16 protein-coding genes are annotated in these 16340 nt (G+C 66.7%); 3 read left to right on the plus strand and 13 right to left on the minus strand.

What is annotated here, in order from left to right:
- Positions 1-54: 54 nt before the first annotated feature.
- On the plus strand, positions 55-1044 hold the full coding sequence (locus AWC31_RS04395) for a DEDDh family exonuclease (protein ID WP_085143055.1): 990 nt from the start codon (positions 55-57) through the stop codon (positions 1042-1044).
- A gap of 9 nt (positions 1045-1053) precedes the next feature.
- On the opposite strand, the gene AWC31_RS04400 is transcribed toward AWC31_RS04395, so the two are convergent.
- From AWC31_RS04400 to AWC31_RS04455, 12 genes are all read right to left on the minus strand, one after another.
- Complete coding sequence (locus AWC31_RS04400) at positions 1054-1440, minus strand: SHOCT domain-containing protein (protein ID WP_085143057.1); 387 nt, start codon at positions 1438-1440, stop codon at positions 1054-1056.
- A 49-nt stretch (positions 1441-1489) separates the two neighbouring features.
- A complete protein-coding gene (gene leuA, locus AWC31_RS04405) occupies positions 1490-3298 on the minus strand; it encodes a 2-isopropylmalate synthase (protein ID WP_085143059.1) in 1809 nt (602 codons plus the stop codon).
- Positions 3299-3510: 212 nt separating this feature from the next.
- Positions 3511-3852: a thiocyanate hydrolase gene (locus AWC31_RS04410; RefSeq protein WP_085143061.1), complete on the minus strand. Its 342-nt coding sequence runs from the start codon at positions 3850-3852 to the stop codon at positions 3511-3513.
- A gap of 3 nt (positions 3853-3855) precedes the next feature.
- Positions 3856-4566 (minus strand): thiocyanate hydrolase subunit gamma, encoded by a 711-nt coding sequence (gene scnC / locus AWC31_RS04415; RefSeq protein WP_085143063.1) that lies wholly within the window; start codon positions 4564-4566, stop codon positions 3856-3858.
- A complete protein-coding gene (locus AWC31_RS04420) occupies positions 4563-5399 on the minus strand; it encodes a nitrile hydratase subunit beta (RefSeq protein ID WP_085143065.1) in 837 nt (278 codons plus the stop codon). The genes scnC and AWC31_RS04420 overlap by 4 nt, the downstream gene beginning before the upstream one ends.
- Positions 5400-5504: 105 nt before the next feature.
- A complete protein-coding gene (locus AWC31_RS04425) occupies positions 5505-6152 on the minus strand; it encodes a type II toxin-antitoxin system RelB family anti-toxin (RefSeq protein ID WP_067851752.1) in 648 nt (215 codons plus the stop codon).
- 21 nt (positions 6153-6173) lie between these two features.
- Entirely contained in the window at positions 6174-7367 is a 1194-nt protein-coding gene (locus AWC31_RS04430) for an NAD(P)/FAD-dependent oxidoreductase (protein ID WP_085143067.1), read from the minus strand.
- Positions 7364-8731 (minus strand): FMN-binding glutamate synthase family protein, encoded by a 1368-nt coding sequence (locus tag AWC31_RS04435; RefSeq protein WP_067851756.1) that lies wholly within the window; start codon positions 8729-8731, stop codon positions 7364-7366. The genes AWC31_RS04430 and AWC31_RS04435 overlap by 4 nt, the downstream gene beginning before the upstream one ends.
- Positions 8731-9426 (minus strand): GltB/FmdC/FwdC-like GXGXG domain-containing protein, encoded by a 696-nt coding sequence (locus AWC31_RS04440; RefSeq protein WP_085143069.1) that lies wholly within the window; start codon positions 9424-9426, stop codon positions 8731-8733. Before AWC31_RS04440 ends, AWC31_RS04435 begins: the two co-directional genes overlap by 1 nt.
- The gene (locus AWC31_RS04445; protein WP_085143071.1) at positions 9414-10283 is read right to left on the minus strand and encodes a class II glutamine amidotransferase domain-containing protein; all 870 of its coding nucleotides are present in this window, start codon (positions 10281-10283) and stop codon (positions 9414-9416) included. The genes AWC31_RS04440 and AWC31_RS04445 overlap by 13 nt, the downstream gene beginning before the upstream one ends.
- Before the next feature lie 13 nt (positions 10284-10296).
- Entirely contained in the window at positions 10297-11601 is a 1305-nt protein-coding gene (glnT, locus tag AWC31_RS04450; RefSeq protein ID WP_085143073.1) for a type III glutamate--ammonia ligase, read from the minus strand.
- A 133-nt stretch (positions 11602-11734) separates the two neighbouring features.
- Positions 11735-12988: an ammonium transporter gene (locus AWC31_RS04455; RefSeq protein ID WP_067851764.1), complete on the minus strand. Its 1254-nt coding sequence runs from the start codon at positions 12986-12988 to the stop codon at positions 11735-11737.
- Positions 12989-13122: 134 nt separating this feature from the next.
- Here AWC31_RS04455 and AWC31_RS04460 point away from each other — a divergent pair, with 134 nt between their 5' ends.
- Positions 13123-14391, plus strand: a complete 1269-nt coding sequence (locus AWC31_RS04460) for a glycosyl hydrolase family 28-related protein (protein WP_085143075.1) — start codon at positions 13123-13125, stop codon at positions 14389-14391.
- On the opposite strand, the gene AWC31_RS04465 is transcribed toward AWC31_RS04460, so the two are convergent.
- Positions 14388-14987: a nitroreductase family protein gene (locus tag AWC31_RS04465; protein ID WP_085143423.1), complete on the minus strand. Its 600-nt coding sequence runs from the start codon at positions 14985-14987 to the stop codon at positions 14388-14390. The genes AWC31_RS04460 and AWC31_RS04465 overlap by 4 nt on opposite strands.
- An 86-nt stretch (positions 14988-15073) precedes the next feature.
- Between AWC31_RS04465 and AWC31_RS04470 the strand changes: the two genes are divergently transcribed.
- Positions 15074-16339, plus strand: coding sequence for an aspartate kinase (locus AWC31_RS04470; RefSeq protein ID WP_067851769.1), 1266 nt, complete (start codon positions 15074-15076; stop codon positions 16337-16339).
- The last annotated feature ends 1 nt before the right edge of the window (position 16340 follow it).

Consider the following 16340-nt stretch of genomic DNA (forward strand, 5'->3'; position numbering starts at 1 on the left):
CGACACGCGGTGCTGCGATCCAAGGTTGTCGGAGGACCGTGCCATTCTCGGGTTATGAGCCACCCATGGGGCCGACCGGCCGGCGAAGCAGGCGCCGGGTGGGCCGTTGTCGACGTGGAAACCACGGGCTTTCGGCCGGGCCAGGCTCGCATCGTCAGCATCGCGGCACTCGCGGTCGGCGATGACGGCAACGTCGAGCACAGCGTCGCGTCGCTGCTCAATCCCGGCGTCGACCCCGGCCCCACGCACGTGCACGGGCTCACCGCCGAGATGCTGGAGGGCCAGCCGTGTTTCGCCGACGTCGTCGGCGACGTGATCGACGTGCTGCGCGGCCGCACCCTGGTGGCCCACAACGTGGGCTTCGACTACAGCTTCCTGGCCGCCGAAGCCGAACTCGTCGGCGCGGAACTGCCAATCGACAGCGTGATGTGCACGGTGGAGCTGGCACGCCGCCTCGCGCTGGGCACCGAGAACCTGCGGCTGGAGACCCTGGCCGCACACTGGGGTGTCAGTCAGATGAAGCCGCACGATGCACTCGACGACGCGCAGGTGCTCGCCCAGATTCTCAAGCCCACGCTCGCGCGGGCCCGGGAACGCAAGGTGTGGTTGCCGCTGCGCGAGGTCAGCCGCAAGCGCTGGCCCAACGGACTGATCACGCACGAGGAGCTGCGGCCGCTGAAGGTTCTGGCTTCCCGGCTGCCGTGCCCGTATGTGAACCCGGGCCCGTACGTACCCGGCCGTCCCCTCGTACAGGGCATGCGGGTGGCGCTGTCGGCCGAGGTGGCGCGCACGCATGAGGAGCTCATCGAGCGCATCCTGCACGCCGGCCTGGCCTACAGCGATCTGGTGGACCAGCAGACGTCACTGGTGATCTGCAACGAGCCCACACCCGAGCAGGGCAAGGGATATCAGGCCGGCGAGCTGGGTGTCCCGCTGGTCACCGACGAGGACTTCATGGGCCTGCTCGGCCATGTGCTCGGCGGCGCCGACGTCGAGGAGTTCACCGACACCACCGTCGACGGCGATCAGTACACGTTGTTCTGATCGCGAAAACTAGCTCAGCGCTTTGGCTTTCAACGCCTCGAATTCGTCGGCGGTGATGGTGCCCGCCTCAAGGAGTGCTTTCGCATCGGCGATCTCCTGAGCCGGTGACCGGCCCGCTGCCTCGCGGATGTAGGCGTCGGTGTCTCGCTTCGCCGCCAGCGCTGCGTCCCGGGCCCGCTCGGCCATGCCCTTGCCGCGCGCGATGAGGTACACGAGCGCCGTCAGCCAGGGGAACAGGATCAGGAAGACGACCCAGACCGCCTTGACCCAGCCGGAGGTCTTGTGATCCCGCCAGAACAGGTCGCCGAGTATCTGGAACAGCACAAGCAGGTAAGCGATCCAAGCGAAGATGATCAGGAAGTGCCAGAGAAAATCCCAGGTGGGGCCCCAGTCCATGGGTCACTCCTTGAGTTGACGGTCGCGCAGCAACCTGCGCGACCGTCAGTTAACCACGCGCTGCCCGGTTGACGGCAGACACGACGGCACGAAGTGATGCAGTCGTGATCGACGTCGCGATGCCGACGCCCCACACGGTCTGCCCGCCGATCGATGCCTCGACATAGGCCGCGGCCTGCGCCTCTTCACCCGACGACATGGCGTGCTCGGAGTAGTCCAGGACGTTGACGTCGTAACCGACCGCGCCGAGTGCGTCGACGAATGCGGCCAGCGGGCCGTTACCGGCGCCGACGATCTCGCGCTCTTCGCCGTTGATCTTCACGATCGCCGTGATGGTGTCGGTTCCGCCGTCGACCTCGGCGGCGACGACCTTCTGCCGCATCCGTTCGAGCGGGGTGATGGGGGCCAGGTACTCCTCGGAGAACGCGTCCCACATCTCCTTGGGCGAGACTTCGCCGCCCTCGCCGTCGGTGATGTGCTGGATCACCTGGCTGAATTCGATCTGCAACCGGCGCGGCAGCACCAGACCGTGGTCGGCCTTCATGATGTAGGCGACGCCGCCCTTGCCGGACTGCGAGTTCACCCGGATGACGGCCTCGTAGGTGCGGCCGACGTCCTTGGGGTCGATCGGCAGATACGGGACCTGCCACAGGATGTCGTCAACGTCCGCGTCCTGCTCGTCGGCCGATACCTTCATGGCGTCCAGGCCCTTGTTGATGGCATCCTGGTGGCTGCCGGAGAACGCGGTGTAGACCAGATCGCCGCCGTAGGGGTGACGCTCGTGCACCGGCAGCTGGTTGCAGTATTCGACGGTGCGCCGGATCTCGTCGATGTTGGAGAAGTCGATCTGCGGATCCACGCCGCGGCTGAACAGGTTCAGGCCCAGGGTCACCAGGCAGACGTTGCCGGTGCGCTCGCCGTTGCCGAACAGGCAGCCCTCGATCCGGTCCGCCCCGGCTGCGTAGCCCAATTCGGCTGCGGCAACGGCAGTCCCGCGGTCGTTGTGCGGGTGCAGGCTCAGGATGATGGAATCGCGGCGAGCCAGGTTGCGGCTCATCCACTCGATCGAATCGGCGTAGACGTTGGGCGTGGCCATCTCGACCGTCGCGGGCAGGTTGACGATCAGCGGCGACTCGGGGGTGGGTTGCACGATGTCGCTGACGGCGTTGCACACCTCGACGGCGTACTCCAGTTCGGTGCCTGTGTAGGACTCGGGGGAGTACTCGAAGCGCCACTTGGTGCCGGGGTACTTCTTGGCTTCCTCGACGCACATGCGGGCACCGTCGGTGGCGATCTTCTTGACGGCCGCCCGGTCGGCGCGGAACACCACGCGGCGCTGCAGGATCGACGTCGAGTTGTAGAAGTGCACGATGGCGCGCGGCGCACCTTGGCAGGCTTCGAAGGTGCGCTCGATCAGCTCGGGTCGACACTGGGTCAGCACCTGGATCGTCACATCGTCGGGGATCGCGCCCTGCTCGATGATCTCGCGGACGAAGTCGTAGTCGGTCTGGGACGCCGACGGGAAACCGACCTCGATCTCCTTGTAACCCATCCGGACCAGCAGGTCGAACATGCGGCGCTTGCGGGCCGGGCTCATGGGGTCGATCAGGGCCTGGTTGCCGTCGCGCAGGTCGACCGCACACCACATCGGTGCGGTGTCGATGACCTTGTCGGGCCAGGTGCGGTCCGGCAGCCTGATCGGTTGGACTTCCTCGTCGAAGCTGCGGTACCGGCTCACCGGCATCGAGGACCCGCGCTGAGTGTTCCAGGACGGCTGGGTGGGGTGCGGTGCGCCGGCAGGCGTGTTGATGGTGCGTACCGAATTGAATGCGTCGGAAGAGATGTCGGGGGTGGTCATGATTTCTGCTCCGGAGTCTTGGGGATCAACCCTGTGGATTCAGACCGGCGCATCGCGAAAACCCGCGACGGGAGGCCAGTCTGGATCAGACCCCGTCGCGGCGTCCGAGAAGGAGCACCCGCTGCACAGTCAACATCGAGGGCCACTGTACTCCGCATCCCTGGCCTGCCCAAAAATGGGTACGTCAGGGGCCCGTGTGACAACGGGGCCGGTCAGGCTTCGAGCCGGGCCCTGACCACTTCGAGCCGCCGCTGCAGTTCCGCCTCGTCGATGACCCCGCGGACCAGCAGCGAGTGTGCCAACGCCATCAGCTGGTTCTCCGGATACGGCAGATCGGCATAGACCGTCGCCGACAGCGCATCCTCCTCGTCGCGCCGCTCCTTGAACGTCAGCACCTGATCGCCGCAGGCCGAGTGGTCGAGGGCATCACACAGGCCGTCCAGACTCGACTTCCACGGCGGCACCGGGTTCTCGACGCCGTATTTGGCGGCCATGCGCGGCCACACCTGATTGCGTTCGGCGATGTGCTTGAGCGTCGCGATCTCGTCGGCCATCGCCTACCCCGCCGGGTGGATCGCGGCCCGGGTGTCCACGATCGCGTTGGTCGTGACGCCGGGCTTGGGCAGCGCGACGCCGATGAGGCAGTCCCGCGTGATGATCTCGGCCAGCTGATCCTCACTCCAGCCTTCGGTGCCGTCCGGGCGCACCGGCATCACCATGAAGCGATGCTTCTGATTGGAGTCCTCGACCCGGACTGCCACGTCGTCGGGCAGGTAGAGCCCGAACTCGGCGAGCACCTGCCGCGGCCAGCGCACCAGGCGCCTGCGGTAGTTGGGGGTGCGGTACCACTCCGGTGAATTGCCCAGGATCGGCCGGGGATAGCACGAGCACAGCGCGCACACGATCACGTGGTGCAGCGTCGGGGTGTCTTCGAGGATCTTGAATGCGACGAAGTCACTCGGCGTGCCGAAGCCCGTCGGCTCCAGCCAGTCGACCCCGACCTCCTTGCTGGCCGCGAGCGCGTCGGTGACCGCGAGCTGTTTGAAATCCGGGTCCAGCCACGCCCGGGCGACCAGGCGCGCGGCAGGTGTCGGCCCGATCTGCTCGGCGAACTCGGTGAAGTGGCGGTGTTCCTCGGCCGTGAAGATGCCCTTTTCGATGCACAGCTCGCGCAGCGCGATCTCGAGCACTTCGAAGTCGGTGATCTCGTCGACCATCGGTTTGACCGTGCGGTCGTGATCGTGATCGTGGTCGTGATGATCGCTCATGCGTTCTCCAGCCAGCGCTCGGGAATCTCGGTCTGCAGGGTGTCGGAGGTCGTTCCGGTGTAGCCGTGCCACAGCTCGGACTGGTTGAACCGCACGATGTAGAACCACTCCGGCGGGGCATCGGCGCGGTCCCACGTCTCGTCCTCGGCGGCCGGGCTCTCGTAGGTGACTTCGGCGATCTCGCCGCGCGCGCCGCGCACGTATTCCGGGGTGCGGGTGTAGAGCAGCACCGGAAGTTCGCGCACCACGACCGCGTCACCGACTTTGAACTTGGGTTGGCCGGCCTTGCCGGCGTAGACCTGTGGATCGCCGATACCGACCGCGCGGATGTGGTGCTCGTTGCGCTTGACGTCGGCGCCGTCGCCCTCGGACTTGGGCTGCGCCTCGAGCTTGCGCCCGTTCAGGCCGCCTTCGTAGCGACCTTTCACCTCGGCCATCCGGGACGTGAGCTCGCCGAGGCTGATGTGGTGTTTTTCCACCAGGACGCGTGCGACGGCCCAGAGCCAGCGCCCGTAGTACGGGAAGCCCTGGTAGATCGCGCGCCCGACGTCGACGTTGCCGATCCGGCGGCGTTCCTCGGACAGCCAGATCCCACGCCATCCGAGCACCTCGCACATCACATAGGTCATGTGCTCCCAGTACTCGTAGTCCTTGTTCTCGTACTTCATCGGAGCATCCGGCTCGCCGCCCACGTCGTGGACGGTTTTCATGTAGGCCAGGAAGCGCTCGTGATCGAGAAGATCCGGCGTTGGCGCGTCGGGGATTTCGGGATAGCCCGACTTCAGTCGTCCGACAAGGTCGAGGTGTGCTGCGCGTTCGGCGGCTGTGCTCATGGGCGGTCCCCTTTGTCGGGTGTGACTTTAGCGACGTCGCCACCGGCGCGTGGCGGAAACCGAATCCTTACGCGCGCGAAAATTGAGGCTGTCTAAGCCATCTCGTCAGACCTGAGAATCGGGGAACGCGATCACCGACAGGAAGCGGATCGGTAGCTCGACCAGGTCGACCGGCCCGTGTGCGCCCTCACCGTCGATTTGCAGTGAGTCGCCGGGCTGGAGTCGGTACACCGAACGGCTGTGGCTGTAGTCCATGACGCCTTCGAGCATGTAGATGAACTCGGTGCCAGGGTGCTGGAACAGCGGATAGGTCTGGCTCTTCTCAGTGAGCGTGACGTGCAGGCATTCCAGCCGCTTGTGCTCGCCGCGCAGCGAGCTCAGCAGCTGGTACTCGTGGCCCTGCTTGGTGCCGTTGCGCACGATCTCCGGGCCGGTGCCGGCTTTCACGAACGCCGCCGGGCGCTCGACGTCGGCGCCGCGGAACAGGCTCGTGACCGGTACGTCGAGCCCCTTGGCCAGCAGCGCGAGGGTCGACAGGCTGCAGGAGGTCTGCGCGTTCTCGATCTTGCTCATCATCGCCTTGGAGATGCCGACCCGGGCCGCCATCTCGGCGACCGTGAGCCCGTGCTGCTGACGGAGCTGTCGGACATTGCGTCCGATCGCGGCCTCGAACTCGAGTTCCTCGACCGGTTCGTGCGGATCGCGGTCACGTGCCGTTCCCGACTTGTTACGGAGTAGCGGAACGTCGCTCATGCGATCTGTGCCCCCTTGTCCTCAGCGCATCTCTCCCGCTCCGACGTATGGATACGGGCTCTTCAGCAAATTGTCCTCGGCGAACCTGCTCAATCGGAAATCGGTATCCGGAATCCGCGGGTCGCCGCTGCGTCCGTCGATCACCAGATCGGCCACGAGCCTGCCGACAGCGGGCGCGATTTTGAATCCGTGCCCGCTGAAGCCCGCCGCGACGACGAGGCCATCGACACCGGTCGTCGAGATGACGGGGTTCCAGTCCGGCGTGACGTCGTAGCAGCCGGCGTAGCTGCCGGTGATGGACGCGTTCGGCAGCCCGGGGAAGCGGCTGCTGACCTTCTCGACGGTGAGGTCGACGAAGTCGTCGGTGGCGCGGTTGAGGTAGTTGTCGGGATCGGTCTCCTCACAGTGCGCGAGATCGCTGTTGCCGAACAGGATTTCCCCGCCCAGCTCGGGGCGCACGTACTGCAGCGACACCAGATCCGAGAACACGGGAACCTTGGCGATAGCTGTGCTTTCCACGCCAGGGTGGATCAGGACGATTTGTTCGCGCACCACCCGGATCGGCACATCGACGCCGTAGGGCTCCAGGAACGGGCGGGTCCACGCTCCGGTGGCGACGACGACGGTGCGCGCCGAAACCTCGGTGCCGTCGGCCAATCGGACCCCGGTGACCTTGTCCCCGTCGATCAGCAGGTCGGTGACGTTGCAGCCCTGCCGAATTCGCACCCCTGCCGCCCTCGCCGACATCGCGAACGCCTGCGCGGTCTGATACGCGTCACCGTAGCCGCCGCGCGCTTCCCAGCCGAACGCCGCGAACGGGCTCAGGTCGGCCCACGGCCAGAGCTCGGCGACCTCGCTCTTGTCGATCTCCTCGGTCTGCACCCCGACCTCACGTTGCGCGGCCAGGCTCTTGCGCAGGGCGTCGACGTTGGGTTCACCGACGCCGACGACGTAACCCGTCTGGCGGAATCCGATGTCGTCACCGAATATCTCGTCGGCTCTCTCGAAGACCTCAAGCCCGACGGCAGCCATCGCGGCCAGCGAGCTGACCCCGTAGTGGCAACGCACGATCCCACTCGACTTGCCGGTCATGCCAGAGCCGACGGTGTTGCGTTCGGCGACGAGCACATCGGTCACGCCACGCTGACTGAGCGCCCATGCCGCGGCGGCCCCTTCCAGGCCGCCGCCGACGATGACCACATCTGCAGTGTTCACGAGCCCGGAATCCAATTCGTGCCGGCGAGCGGAACCCGCGCCATCGCGGCCGCCTCGATGGTGACCGCGACGAGGTCTTCGGGCTCCAGGTGGCAGACGTGCGCCTTGCCGCATGCCCGCGCGATGGTCTGGGCCTCCATCGTCAGCACCCGCAGATAGTTGGCCAGCCGCCGGCCGCCTTCGATCGGGTCGAACCGCGCGGCCAACTCCGGATCCTGCGTGCTGATGCCGGCCGGATCACGGCCGTCCTGGAAGTCGTCGTAGAAACCGGCTGCGCTGCCGAGCTTTTCGTACTCGTGCGCATACCGCGGATGGTTGTCACCGAGGGCGATGAGCGCGGCCGTGCCGATCGCGACGGCGTCGGCGCCCAGCGCGAGGGCCTTGGCGACGTCGGCGCCCGAGCGGATCCCGCCGGACACGATCAACTGCACACCCTTATTTCCCGTCGCTCCACAAGCTCCGCTCGCCCCGGCTCGGTGAACTCCCAGTTCCTGCAGTGCCTGCACGGCCTGCGGCACCGCCGCGAGCGTCGGGATGCCGACGTGCTCGATGAACACATCCTGGGTGGCGGCCGTGCCGCCCTGCATGCCGTCGACCACGACGACGTCGGCGCCGGCGTGCACCGCCAGCTTCACGTCGTAGTACGTGCGGGTGGCGCCGACCTTGACGTAGATCGGTTTTTCCCAGTCGGTGATCTCGCGCAGTTCATTGATCTTGATGGTGAGGTCGTCGGGCCCGGTCCAGTCCGGGTGCCGGCAGGCGCTTCGCTGGTCGATGCCCTCGGGCAGCGTGCGCATGCCTGCGACGCGCGGAGAGATCTTCTGGCCCAACAGCATTCCGCCGCCGCCCGGTTTGGCGCCTTGGCCGAGCACCACCTCGATCGCGTCGGCCTTGCGCAGATCGTCGGGATTCATGCCGTACCGCGACGGCAGGTACTGGTAGACCAGATGCTTGCTCTGCCCGCGCTCCTCGGGGGTCATGCCGCCGTCACCCGTGGTGGTCGACGTGCCTGCCTCGCTGGCCCCGCGGCCCAGCGCCTCCTTGGCCGGGCCGGACAATGCGCCGAAGCTCATACCCGCAATGGTGACCGGGATATCCAGGTGCAGTGGGTGTTTGGCGTTGCGGTCGCCGAGCACCACGTCGGTGCCGCAGCGTTCGCGGTAACCCTCCAGGGGGTAGCGCGACATCGACGCACCGAGGAACAGCAGATCGTCGAAGTGGGGAAGGGGCCGTTTGGCGCCCCAGCCCCGGATGTCGTAGATGCCGGTCTCGGCGGCGCGCTGGATCGCCGCGATCGTCGGGCGGTCGAATGTGGCCGATTCGCGCAGGCCGAGCCGGGCGCGATCGTCTGTCGTGAACGTCATCAGTAGGCACTCGCATTGTCGACGTGGAAATGGTAGAGGTTTCGGGCAGAGCCGTAGCGGGTGTATTCCGCGGTGTCGTCGCCAAAACCCGCGGCAGCCAACAGATCCGCGAGCTCGGCATGATGCTCGGGCCGCATGGGCTTGGCGATACAGTCCGCGCCGAGCGACGCGACCGTGCCGCGCACGTAGATCCGGGCCTCGTAGATCGAGTCACCCAGCGCCTCACCGGCATTGCCGCGCACAACGAGTCGGCCGGCCTGGGCCATGAACGCGCTCATGTGCCCGATGTCGCCGCCCACCACGATGTCGACGCCTTTCATGGAGATGCCGCAGCGCGCCGCGGCGTCGCCCTCGATGACCAGCAGACCGCCGTGTGCGGTCGCACCGGCCGATTGCGACGCGTTGCCTTTGACCCGCACGGTGCCGCTCATCATGTTCTCGGCGACTCCGGTGCCCGCGTTGCCGTTGATGGTGACGTCGGCGAGTTGATTCATCCCGGCGGCGTAATAGCCGACATGCCCCTCGACGGTCACCGTGACCGGCGCGTTGAGGCCGACCGCCACGTTGTGCGCACCCGCCGGATGTTCGATGACGAACTCGCCGTCGATGCCGGGCCGGTGCAGCGCGGTGTTGACCTCACGCAAAGGCGTTGTGCGAAGGTCGAATCCGGTCGCGGTGAGAGTTACCTGGTCCATGCGTAGACGACCTCCGGTTCGGGTTCCCAGATCTTGGCGGATTCGACGCCGGGCAGCCCCGACAGTGCGCGGTACTCGCTCGCCATCGCGACCCATTCGGCAGTCTCGGCGATCACCGCGGGCTTGCACGCGATCGCATCGCGCACGACTGCGAACGAATCGTGGTTGGACACCAGTAGTGTGTAGAAGCCGTCGAACGTGACACACAGTTCCTTCAACGCGGTCTCCACGTCGCGCCCCGCCGCCAGTTGCTGTGCGACGAACCGCGCGCCCACCTCGGTGTCGTTCTCGCTGTCGAACTCGACGCCGGCGCGGCGGAGATCGCGCCGGATCGTGGCGTGGTTCGCGAAGGATCCGTTGTGCACCAGGCACTGCTGCGGCCCAACCGTATACGGGTGACAGCCCGACGGCGTCACCGCCGACTCGGTGGCCATCCGGGTATGTCCTACGCCCTGCCAGCCCTGGGCCTTGGCCAGACCCCACGCGTCGGTGAGCGTGCGGGGGTGGCCCACGCCCTTGAGCACGGCCAGATCGGCGCCGAACCCCGCGACGAGCGCATCCGGATATGCGGCTTTGACGCGCTTGAGCAGAGCCTCGGAGCTCTCGTCGGATGACAGCAGATAGGTCGAATCCACCTGCACCACATCGACATCCGGACCGAGGTCGGGTTGCCCTGGCAGGTCGGTCACCGATACGCACCCGCGCCCGGGTGGTGACCACACCGGGTCGCCGTACACCGCGACGCCTGCCGAATCGGCGCCGCGGTCCGACATCTCACCCAGCATGCCGCTGAGTAGTTCACCCAACCGGGGGTAGAGCTCCGGTGTGCGCAGGTGCAACCCCACGATCCCGCACATTCTTGCTGTCCTCTCAGAAGGCCGTCAGATAGGAGTCGATCTCCCACGGCGTGACGGCGCCGTGGTAGGTGAAGAACTCTTCGCGCTTGATGTTCGCGAAATAGGTGGCCACACCGTCGCCCGCGACGTCGAGCACACCGGCGACCACCGGATCGGTCTCGAGCGCGTCGACCGCGTGCAGCAGGGTGGGCGGCAGGGCCGAGGTGCCCTGGCTGCCGACGGCGCCCGGGTCGATACTGCGCTTGATGCCGTCGAACCCGGCGCCCAGCGTAGCCGCGATCGCCAGATACGGGTTGGCCGACCCGTCCCCGCCGCGCAGTTCGATGCGCTGGTTGTCGGGTACCCGGATGTAGTGCGTGCGGTCGTTGCCGCCGTAGCTGGGTTTGCGCGGTGCCCACGAGGCGCCCGATGCGGTGCTGACCGCACCGGTTCGCTTGTAGGAGTTGACTGTTGGCGCGACGACGGACTGCAGCGCGCACGCATGGTCGAGGACGCCGCCGATGAACGCGTATGCCGTCTCGGACAGTCCCAGCCCTCGCTCGTCGGTCTCGCCAGGGAACACCGGGTTGCCGCCGCTGGTCAGCGACAGATGGAAGTGCAGGCCGCTGCCGGTGCGGTCGGAGAACGGCTTGGGCATGAACGTGGCCACCATGCCGCGTTCGGCCGCGATCATCGACAGCAGGTAGCGCAGGGTGATCACGCGGTCGGCAGTGGTCAGTGCATCGGCGAACTTGAAGTTCTGCTCGAACTGGCCGTTGCCGTCCTCGTGGTCGTTGGCGTAGTTGGACCAGCCGAGCTGGTTCATCGCCGTGGAGATCGCGGTGAGGTGGTCATACATCCGTGTCACGCCGCGCGCGTCGTAACACGGCTGCGCGGCGGTGTCGTCGGTGTCGGCGGTGACCAGGCTGCCATCGGCGTTGCGGCGCAACAGGAAATACTCGACCTCGGCGCCGATCCACGGCTCGAAGCCGGCGTCGGCAGCCTGCTGGATCAGGCTCTTGAGAATGACGCGCGGCGCGTACGGCCACGGTTTGCCTTCCACATGCGGATCGCAGTGGACGAGGGCCAGGCCCTCCTTGATGAACGGGATCGGGGTGAACGAGGCGGGGTCCGGGATGGCGATCAGGTCGGGATCCTTGGGCTCCTGGCCCATGGCGCCGACGGCGTAGCCCGCGAAACCGACGCCCTCGGTGGCCAGCATGTCGATGGCTTCGACGGGAACCAGTTTGGCGCAAGGCTTTCCGCGCAGGTCCACGAACAGGGCGAGGATGAACTTCGTGCCGGACTGTTCGGCGAGGGTGGCGAGATCGAGGGGCATGGCTCCAGAACTTTCGTCTCTTGTCGGGAATCAATGTATCACAGCGTGAAACTTCAGCAAGCCGACGAAACCCCGGTGACCGGTCGCCGCGAAAACCGTCCGCGGTGACCGGGCCGGGGAATCACCGTTCAGATCAGGCGAATTCGAGCTCGTATGCCGAGTCGCGATGGAACTTGGCGTCGATGCCCTTCTCCTCCTCGTCGGGCGAGATGCGGATGCCCATGGTCTTCTTGATCGCGAACGCGATGGCATAGGCGACCACGAACGAGTAGGCCATCACCGCGGCGGCCGCGACCGCCTGCCGCCACAACTGGTCGATGCCGCCGCCGTAGAGCAGGCCGTTGACGGCGTTGGGCATGCCTTCGCTCGCGAAGAAGCCGATCAACAGCGTGCCGACGACACCACCGACCAGGTGCACGCCGACCACGTCGAGCGAGTCGTCATAGCCGAACTTGTCCTTGAGGCCGACCGCGTACACGCAGACCGCGCCCGCGATGCCGCCGACGAAGATCGCGCCGATCGGGGTGACCGCACCGCACGCGGGCGTGATCGCCACCAGGCCGGTGATGGCGCCGGAGGCCGCGCCGACACCGGTGACATGGCCGGTCTTGAACTTCTCGACGGCCAGCCAGGCGAGCACCGCGGCGCAGGTCGCGACGAACGTGGTCACCATGACGATCGCGGCCGAATTGCCTGCGGCAAGTGCGGATCCGCCGTTGAACGCGTACCAGCCGGCCCACAGCATGCCCGCACCGAGCAGGGTCAGCGGAACATTGTGCGGCTTGCGCAGCTGACCGAACATGGCCGACTTGCCGAGCACGATCGCGACGGCCAGGGCGGCCGCGCCCGCGTTGATGTGCACCGCGGTGCCGCCGGCGAAGTCGATGGCGTGGAGTTTGTTGGCGATCCAGCCGCCGACCGAGTTCTCGGTGACGACACCGTCGAAGGCGAACACCCAGTGTGCGACCGGGAAGTAGACGAGCACGGCCCAGACCGCGGCGAAGATCATCCAGGCGCCGAACTTCATCCGGTCGGCGACGGCTCCGGAGATGAGCGCGACGGTGATCGCCGCGAACAAGGCTTGGAACAGCGAGAACAAACTGATGGGCAGCCCGTCGATGGTCGTCATCGGTTCGGTGAGGTTCGTCATGCCCGCGAATTCGGTGAAGCTGCCGACGAATCCGCTGTAGGACGTGCCGAAGACCATCGAGAAGCCGAACAGGACCCAGAGCAGGCCGACAACCGCGACCGCGCCGAAGGTCATCATCATCATGTTGGTCGAGCTCTTGACCGAGACCATGCCGCCGTAGAACAGCGCGAGGCCGGGAATCATCAGCGTGAGGCCGATGATGCAGCACAGCATGAATGCCGTGGTTCCTGTATCCATCAAACATCTCCTGGGGGTGGCGGCCCCGACGGGCCGATCACCGGCAGTAACCGATGTTTCTGTTACGTGGACAGTCATCGCGTGTTGCGGGCGCGTTAAACCTGATTTGACGCGCGCGTATCTACCATTGGCCAATGGCAGTCGTAGATGTCCGCTCGCACGGTGCAATCGGCGACGGGGTGACCGACGACTACCCGGCGGTGCTGTCCGCGATCCGCGCGGTCGCCGACGTCGGCGGCACGGTGTTCTTCCCCGCGGGCGACTACGCGCTGTCGGCTTCGCTAGGGGATCAGGCGGGGCTGGCAAGAGTTTGGCTGCTCGGGGACGGTGAGCGGGCCGCGCGCCTGCTGGCGACCGGGAACTTCGCTCCCATCTCCGGGCGGTGGATCGAAAGCCGCATCGAGAACCTGGTGATAGACGCCGATTTTCGGGGCGGCCCCGGACTCGACGTGGATGTGGACAAGAGCTACGTCCGGCATTGCCGGGTGCGCGGCTGGTCCGACTACGGCATCCGGCTCAACGCCACCACCGAGGGCCTGCTCAACTGGATCGACGACAACTTCGTCGAACAATGCACGGGCTACGGCGTTTACACGACGTACCGGTTCTACGACTCGTGGATCGTCAACAACAACGTGGGATCGACAAGGCCCAATCTGTCGGTCGAGAGTGGGCCGGTGCGCATCCTGGCCAATCACCTCAACGGGGCGCCGGAGAACAACATCGAGCTGCGCGGCAACAAGTCGCTGACCATCGTCGGCAACATCTGCGAAGGGGCGCGGCGCGAGGCGATCATCTACACGATGCCGTCGTTCCTCGACGCCGACAGCCCGCAGGTACAGATCGTGGCGAACAACATCACGAACGGCGGCAAGGGCGCGCCCGACGCGTACCCGGCGATCGGCATCTACTCCCGCGACGCCGACCACCGCACTAAGGGTTTCAACATCACCGGCAACTTCATCGCCAACGAGGATGAGGGCGCCGGCTGGTCCTACGCGGTGGACGCCGAGTACGTCGACGACCTCGCGATCTCCGGAAACCAATGGGACAACAACGGATTCAGTGTCGCGGCGGTGCGCGCATCCGGGCGCAACGTCGGCATCGCCGGCAACACCTCGGCGAATCTGCCGACACGCGTGGTGAATTCGGTCAGCGACGACGTCACGATGGCCGCCGCATCCGGTACCGACTACGTGTACCTGCTCGATCGAGGTGCCGAGGCCACGCTGCCGACGGCCGTCGGCAACACAAACCGCTACACCGTCAAGAACCTCGCCATCGGTGCGAGCCGGTTGATCGCTCCCAGCGGCCAGGAGGTCGACGGTGGCCGCCATGTCAGGCTCGGCCGCAACGATGCCGTCGATGTCATCTCCGACGGGCAGAACTGGTGGACCGTCTAGCGCAGCGGCGTGCCCCAGCGGCCGGTGAACGCGATCTCTGCGAGCGGCAGCCGTTCGCGTGGCCGGCCGTCGCGCTCGGCGATGGCGTCATCGACGGCCGCGTAGTCGCCCAGCGTGCCGAGTGCGACGACGGCCAGTGGTCGCACGCCGTCGGGGATGGCGAACGCGGCCCGGGCGCCGTCGACGTCGAACCCCGCCATCGGGTGCGCGATCAGCCCGCGTGAGACGGCTTCGACCGTCAACTGGGCGATCGCGGCCCCGGCGTCGACGGCGGCATAGAGCGCGGTGCGGTCATCTTCGCCCTCGTCGGCACACACGAGAATCAGGGCACCGGCGGCGTGCGCATAGCTGTTGCCGCGTTTGAGCAGGCCGGCGAGTGTGGCGAACGTCTCGTCGTCCCGTGAGCCAACGACGAACCGCACGGGCTGCCGGTGGCCCCACGTCGCCGCCCACCGCGCTGCTTCGAGCACGGCGGTGAGCTGCTCACCAGTGATGATGGCTTGAGGGTCGAAGGCCCGCGGGCTCCAGCGGGCGGCGAGATCGGGATGGATCGGGACGCTCGTGGCGGCCCGCCGATCGCTCGGGGCGTCGGGCACGTCCGCCAAGTTACCGGCGGACAAAATCGGATGCGTGTCTCCCTTATCCTTGATGCGACTCATTCCCAGCTTTTGAAGGGCAGACAGTGGCGCTCGTCGTACAGAAATACGGCGGATCCTCGGTTTCGGATGCCGAGCGGATCCGCCGCGTCGCCGAGCGGATCGTGGAGACCAAGAAGGCGGGCAACGACGTCGTCGTAGTCGTCTCCGCGATGGGCGACACCACCGACGACCTGTTGGACCTGGCGCGCCAGGTCTCGCCCGCGCCGCCGCCGCGGGAGATGGACATGCTGCTCACCGCCGGTGAGCGCATCTCCAACGCGCTGGTCGCGATGGCCATCGAGTCGCTCGGCGCGCAGGCCCGCTCCTTCACCGGATCGCAGGCCGGCATCGTCACCACCGGCACCCACGGCAACGCCAAGATCATCGACGTCACCCCCGGTCGCCTGCGCGACGCGCTGGACGAGGGCGTCATCGTGCTGGTCGCCGGTTTCCAGGGCGTCAGCCAGGACAGCAAGGACGTCACCACCATGGGCCGCGGCGGCTCCGACACCACCGCGGTGGCCCTGGCCGCCGCGCTGAACGCCGACGTTTGCGAGATCTACACCGACGTGGACGGCATCTTCACCGCCGATCCGCGCATCGTGCCCAACGCGCGCCACCTCGACACCGTGTCGTTCGAGGAAATGCTCGAGATGGCGGCCTGCGGTGCCAAGGTGCTCATGCTGCGCTGCGTCGAATACGCCCGCCGGTACAACGTTCCGATACACGTCCGCTCGTCGTACTCGGACAAGCCCGGCACCATCGTCAAAGGATCGATCGAGGACATCCCCATGGAAGACGCCATCCTGACCGGAGTAGCCCACGACCGCAGCGAGGCGAAGGTCACGGTGGTTGGGCTGCCCGACGTGCCCGGCTACGCCGCCCAGGTGTTCCGCGCGGTCGCCGAGGCCGACGTGAACATCGACATGGTGCTGCAGAACATCTCGAAGATCGAAGACGGCAAGACCGACATCACCTTCACGTGCTCGCGCGAGAGCGGTCCCGGCGCGGTGGAGAAGCTGACCGCGCTCAAGGAAGAGATCGGGTTCAGCCAGGTGCTGTACGACGATCACATCGGCAAGGTGTCGCTGGTCGGCGCGGGCATGCGCAGCCACCCCGGCGTCACCGCCACGTTCTGTGAGGCGCTGGCCGAGGTCGGCGTCAACATCGACCTGATCTCGACCTCCGAGATCCGCATCTCGGTGCTGATCAAGGACACCGAATTGGACAAGGCCGTCGCGGCGTTGCACGAGGCGTTCGGCCTCGGCAGTGACGACGAGGCCGTGGTCTACGGCGGAACGGGGCGTTAGA

It is taken from the genome of Mycolicibacterium wolinskyi (genome assembly GCF_002101965.1).
Classification (GTDB): Bacteria; Actinomycetota; Actinomycetes; order Mycobacteriales; family Mycobacteriaceae; genus Mycobacterium; species Mycobacterium wolinskyi.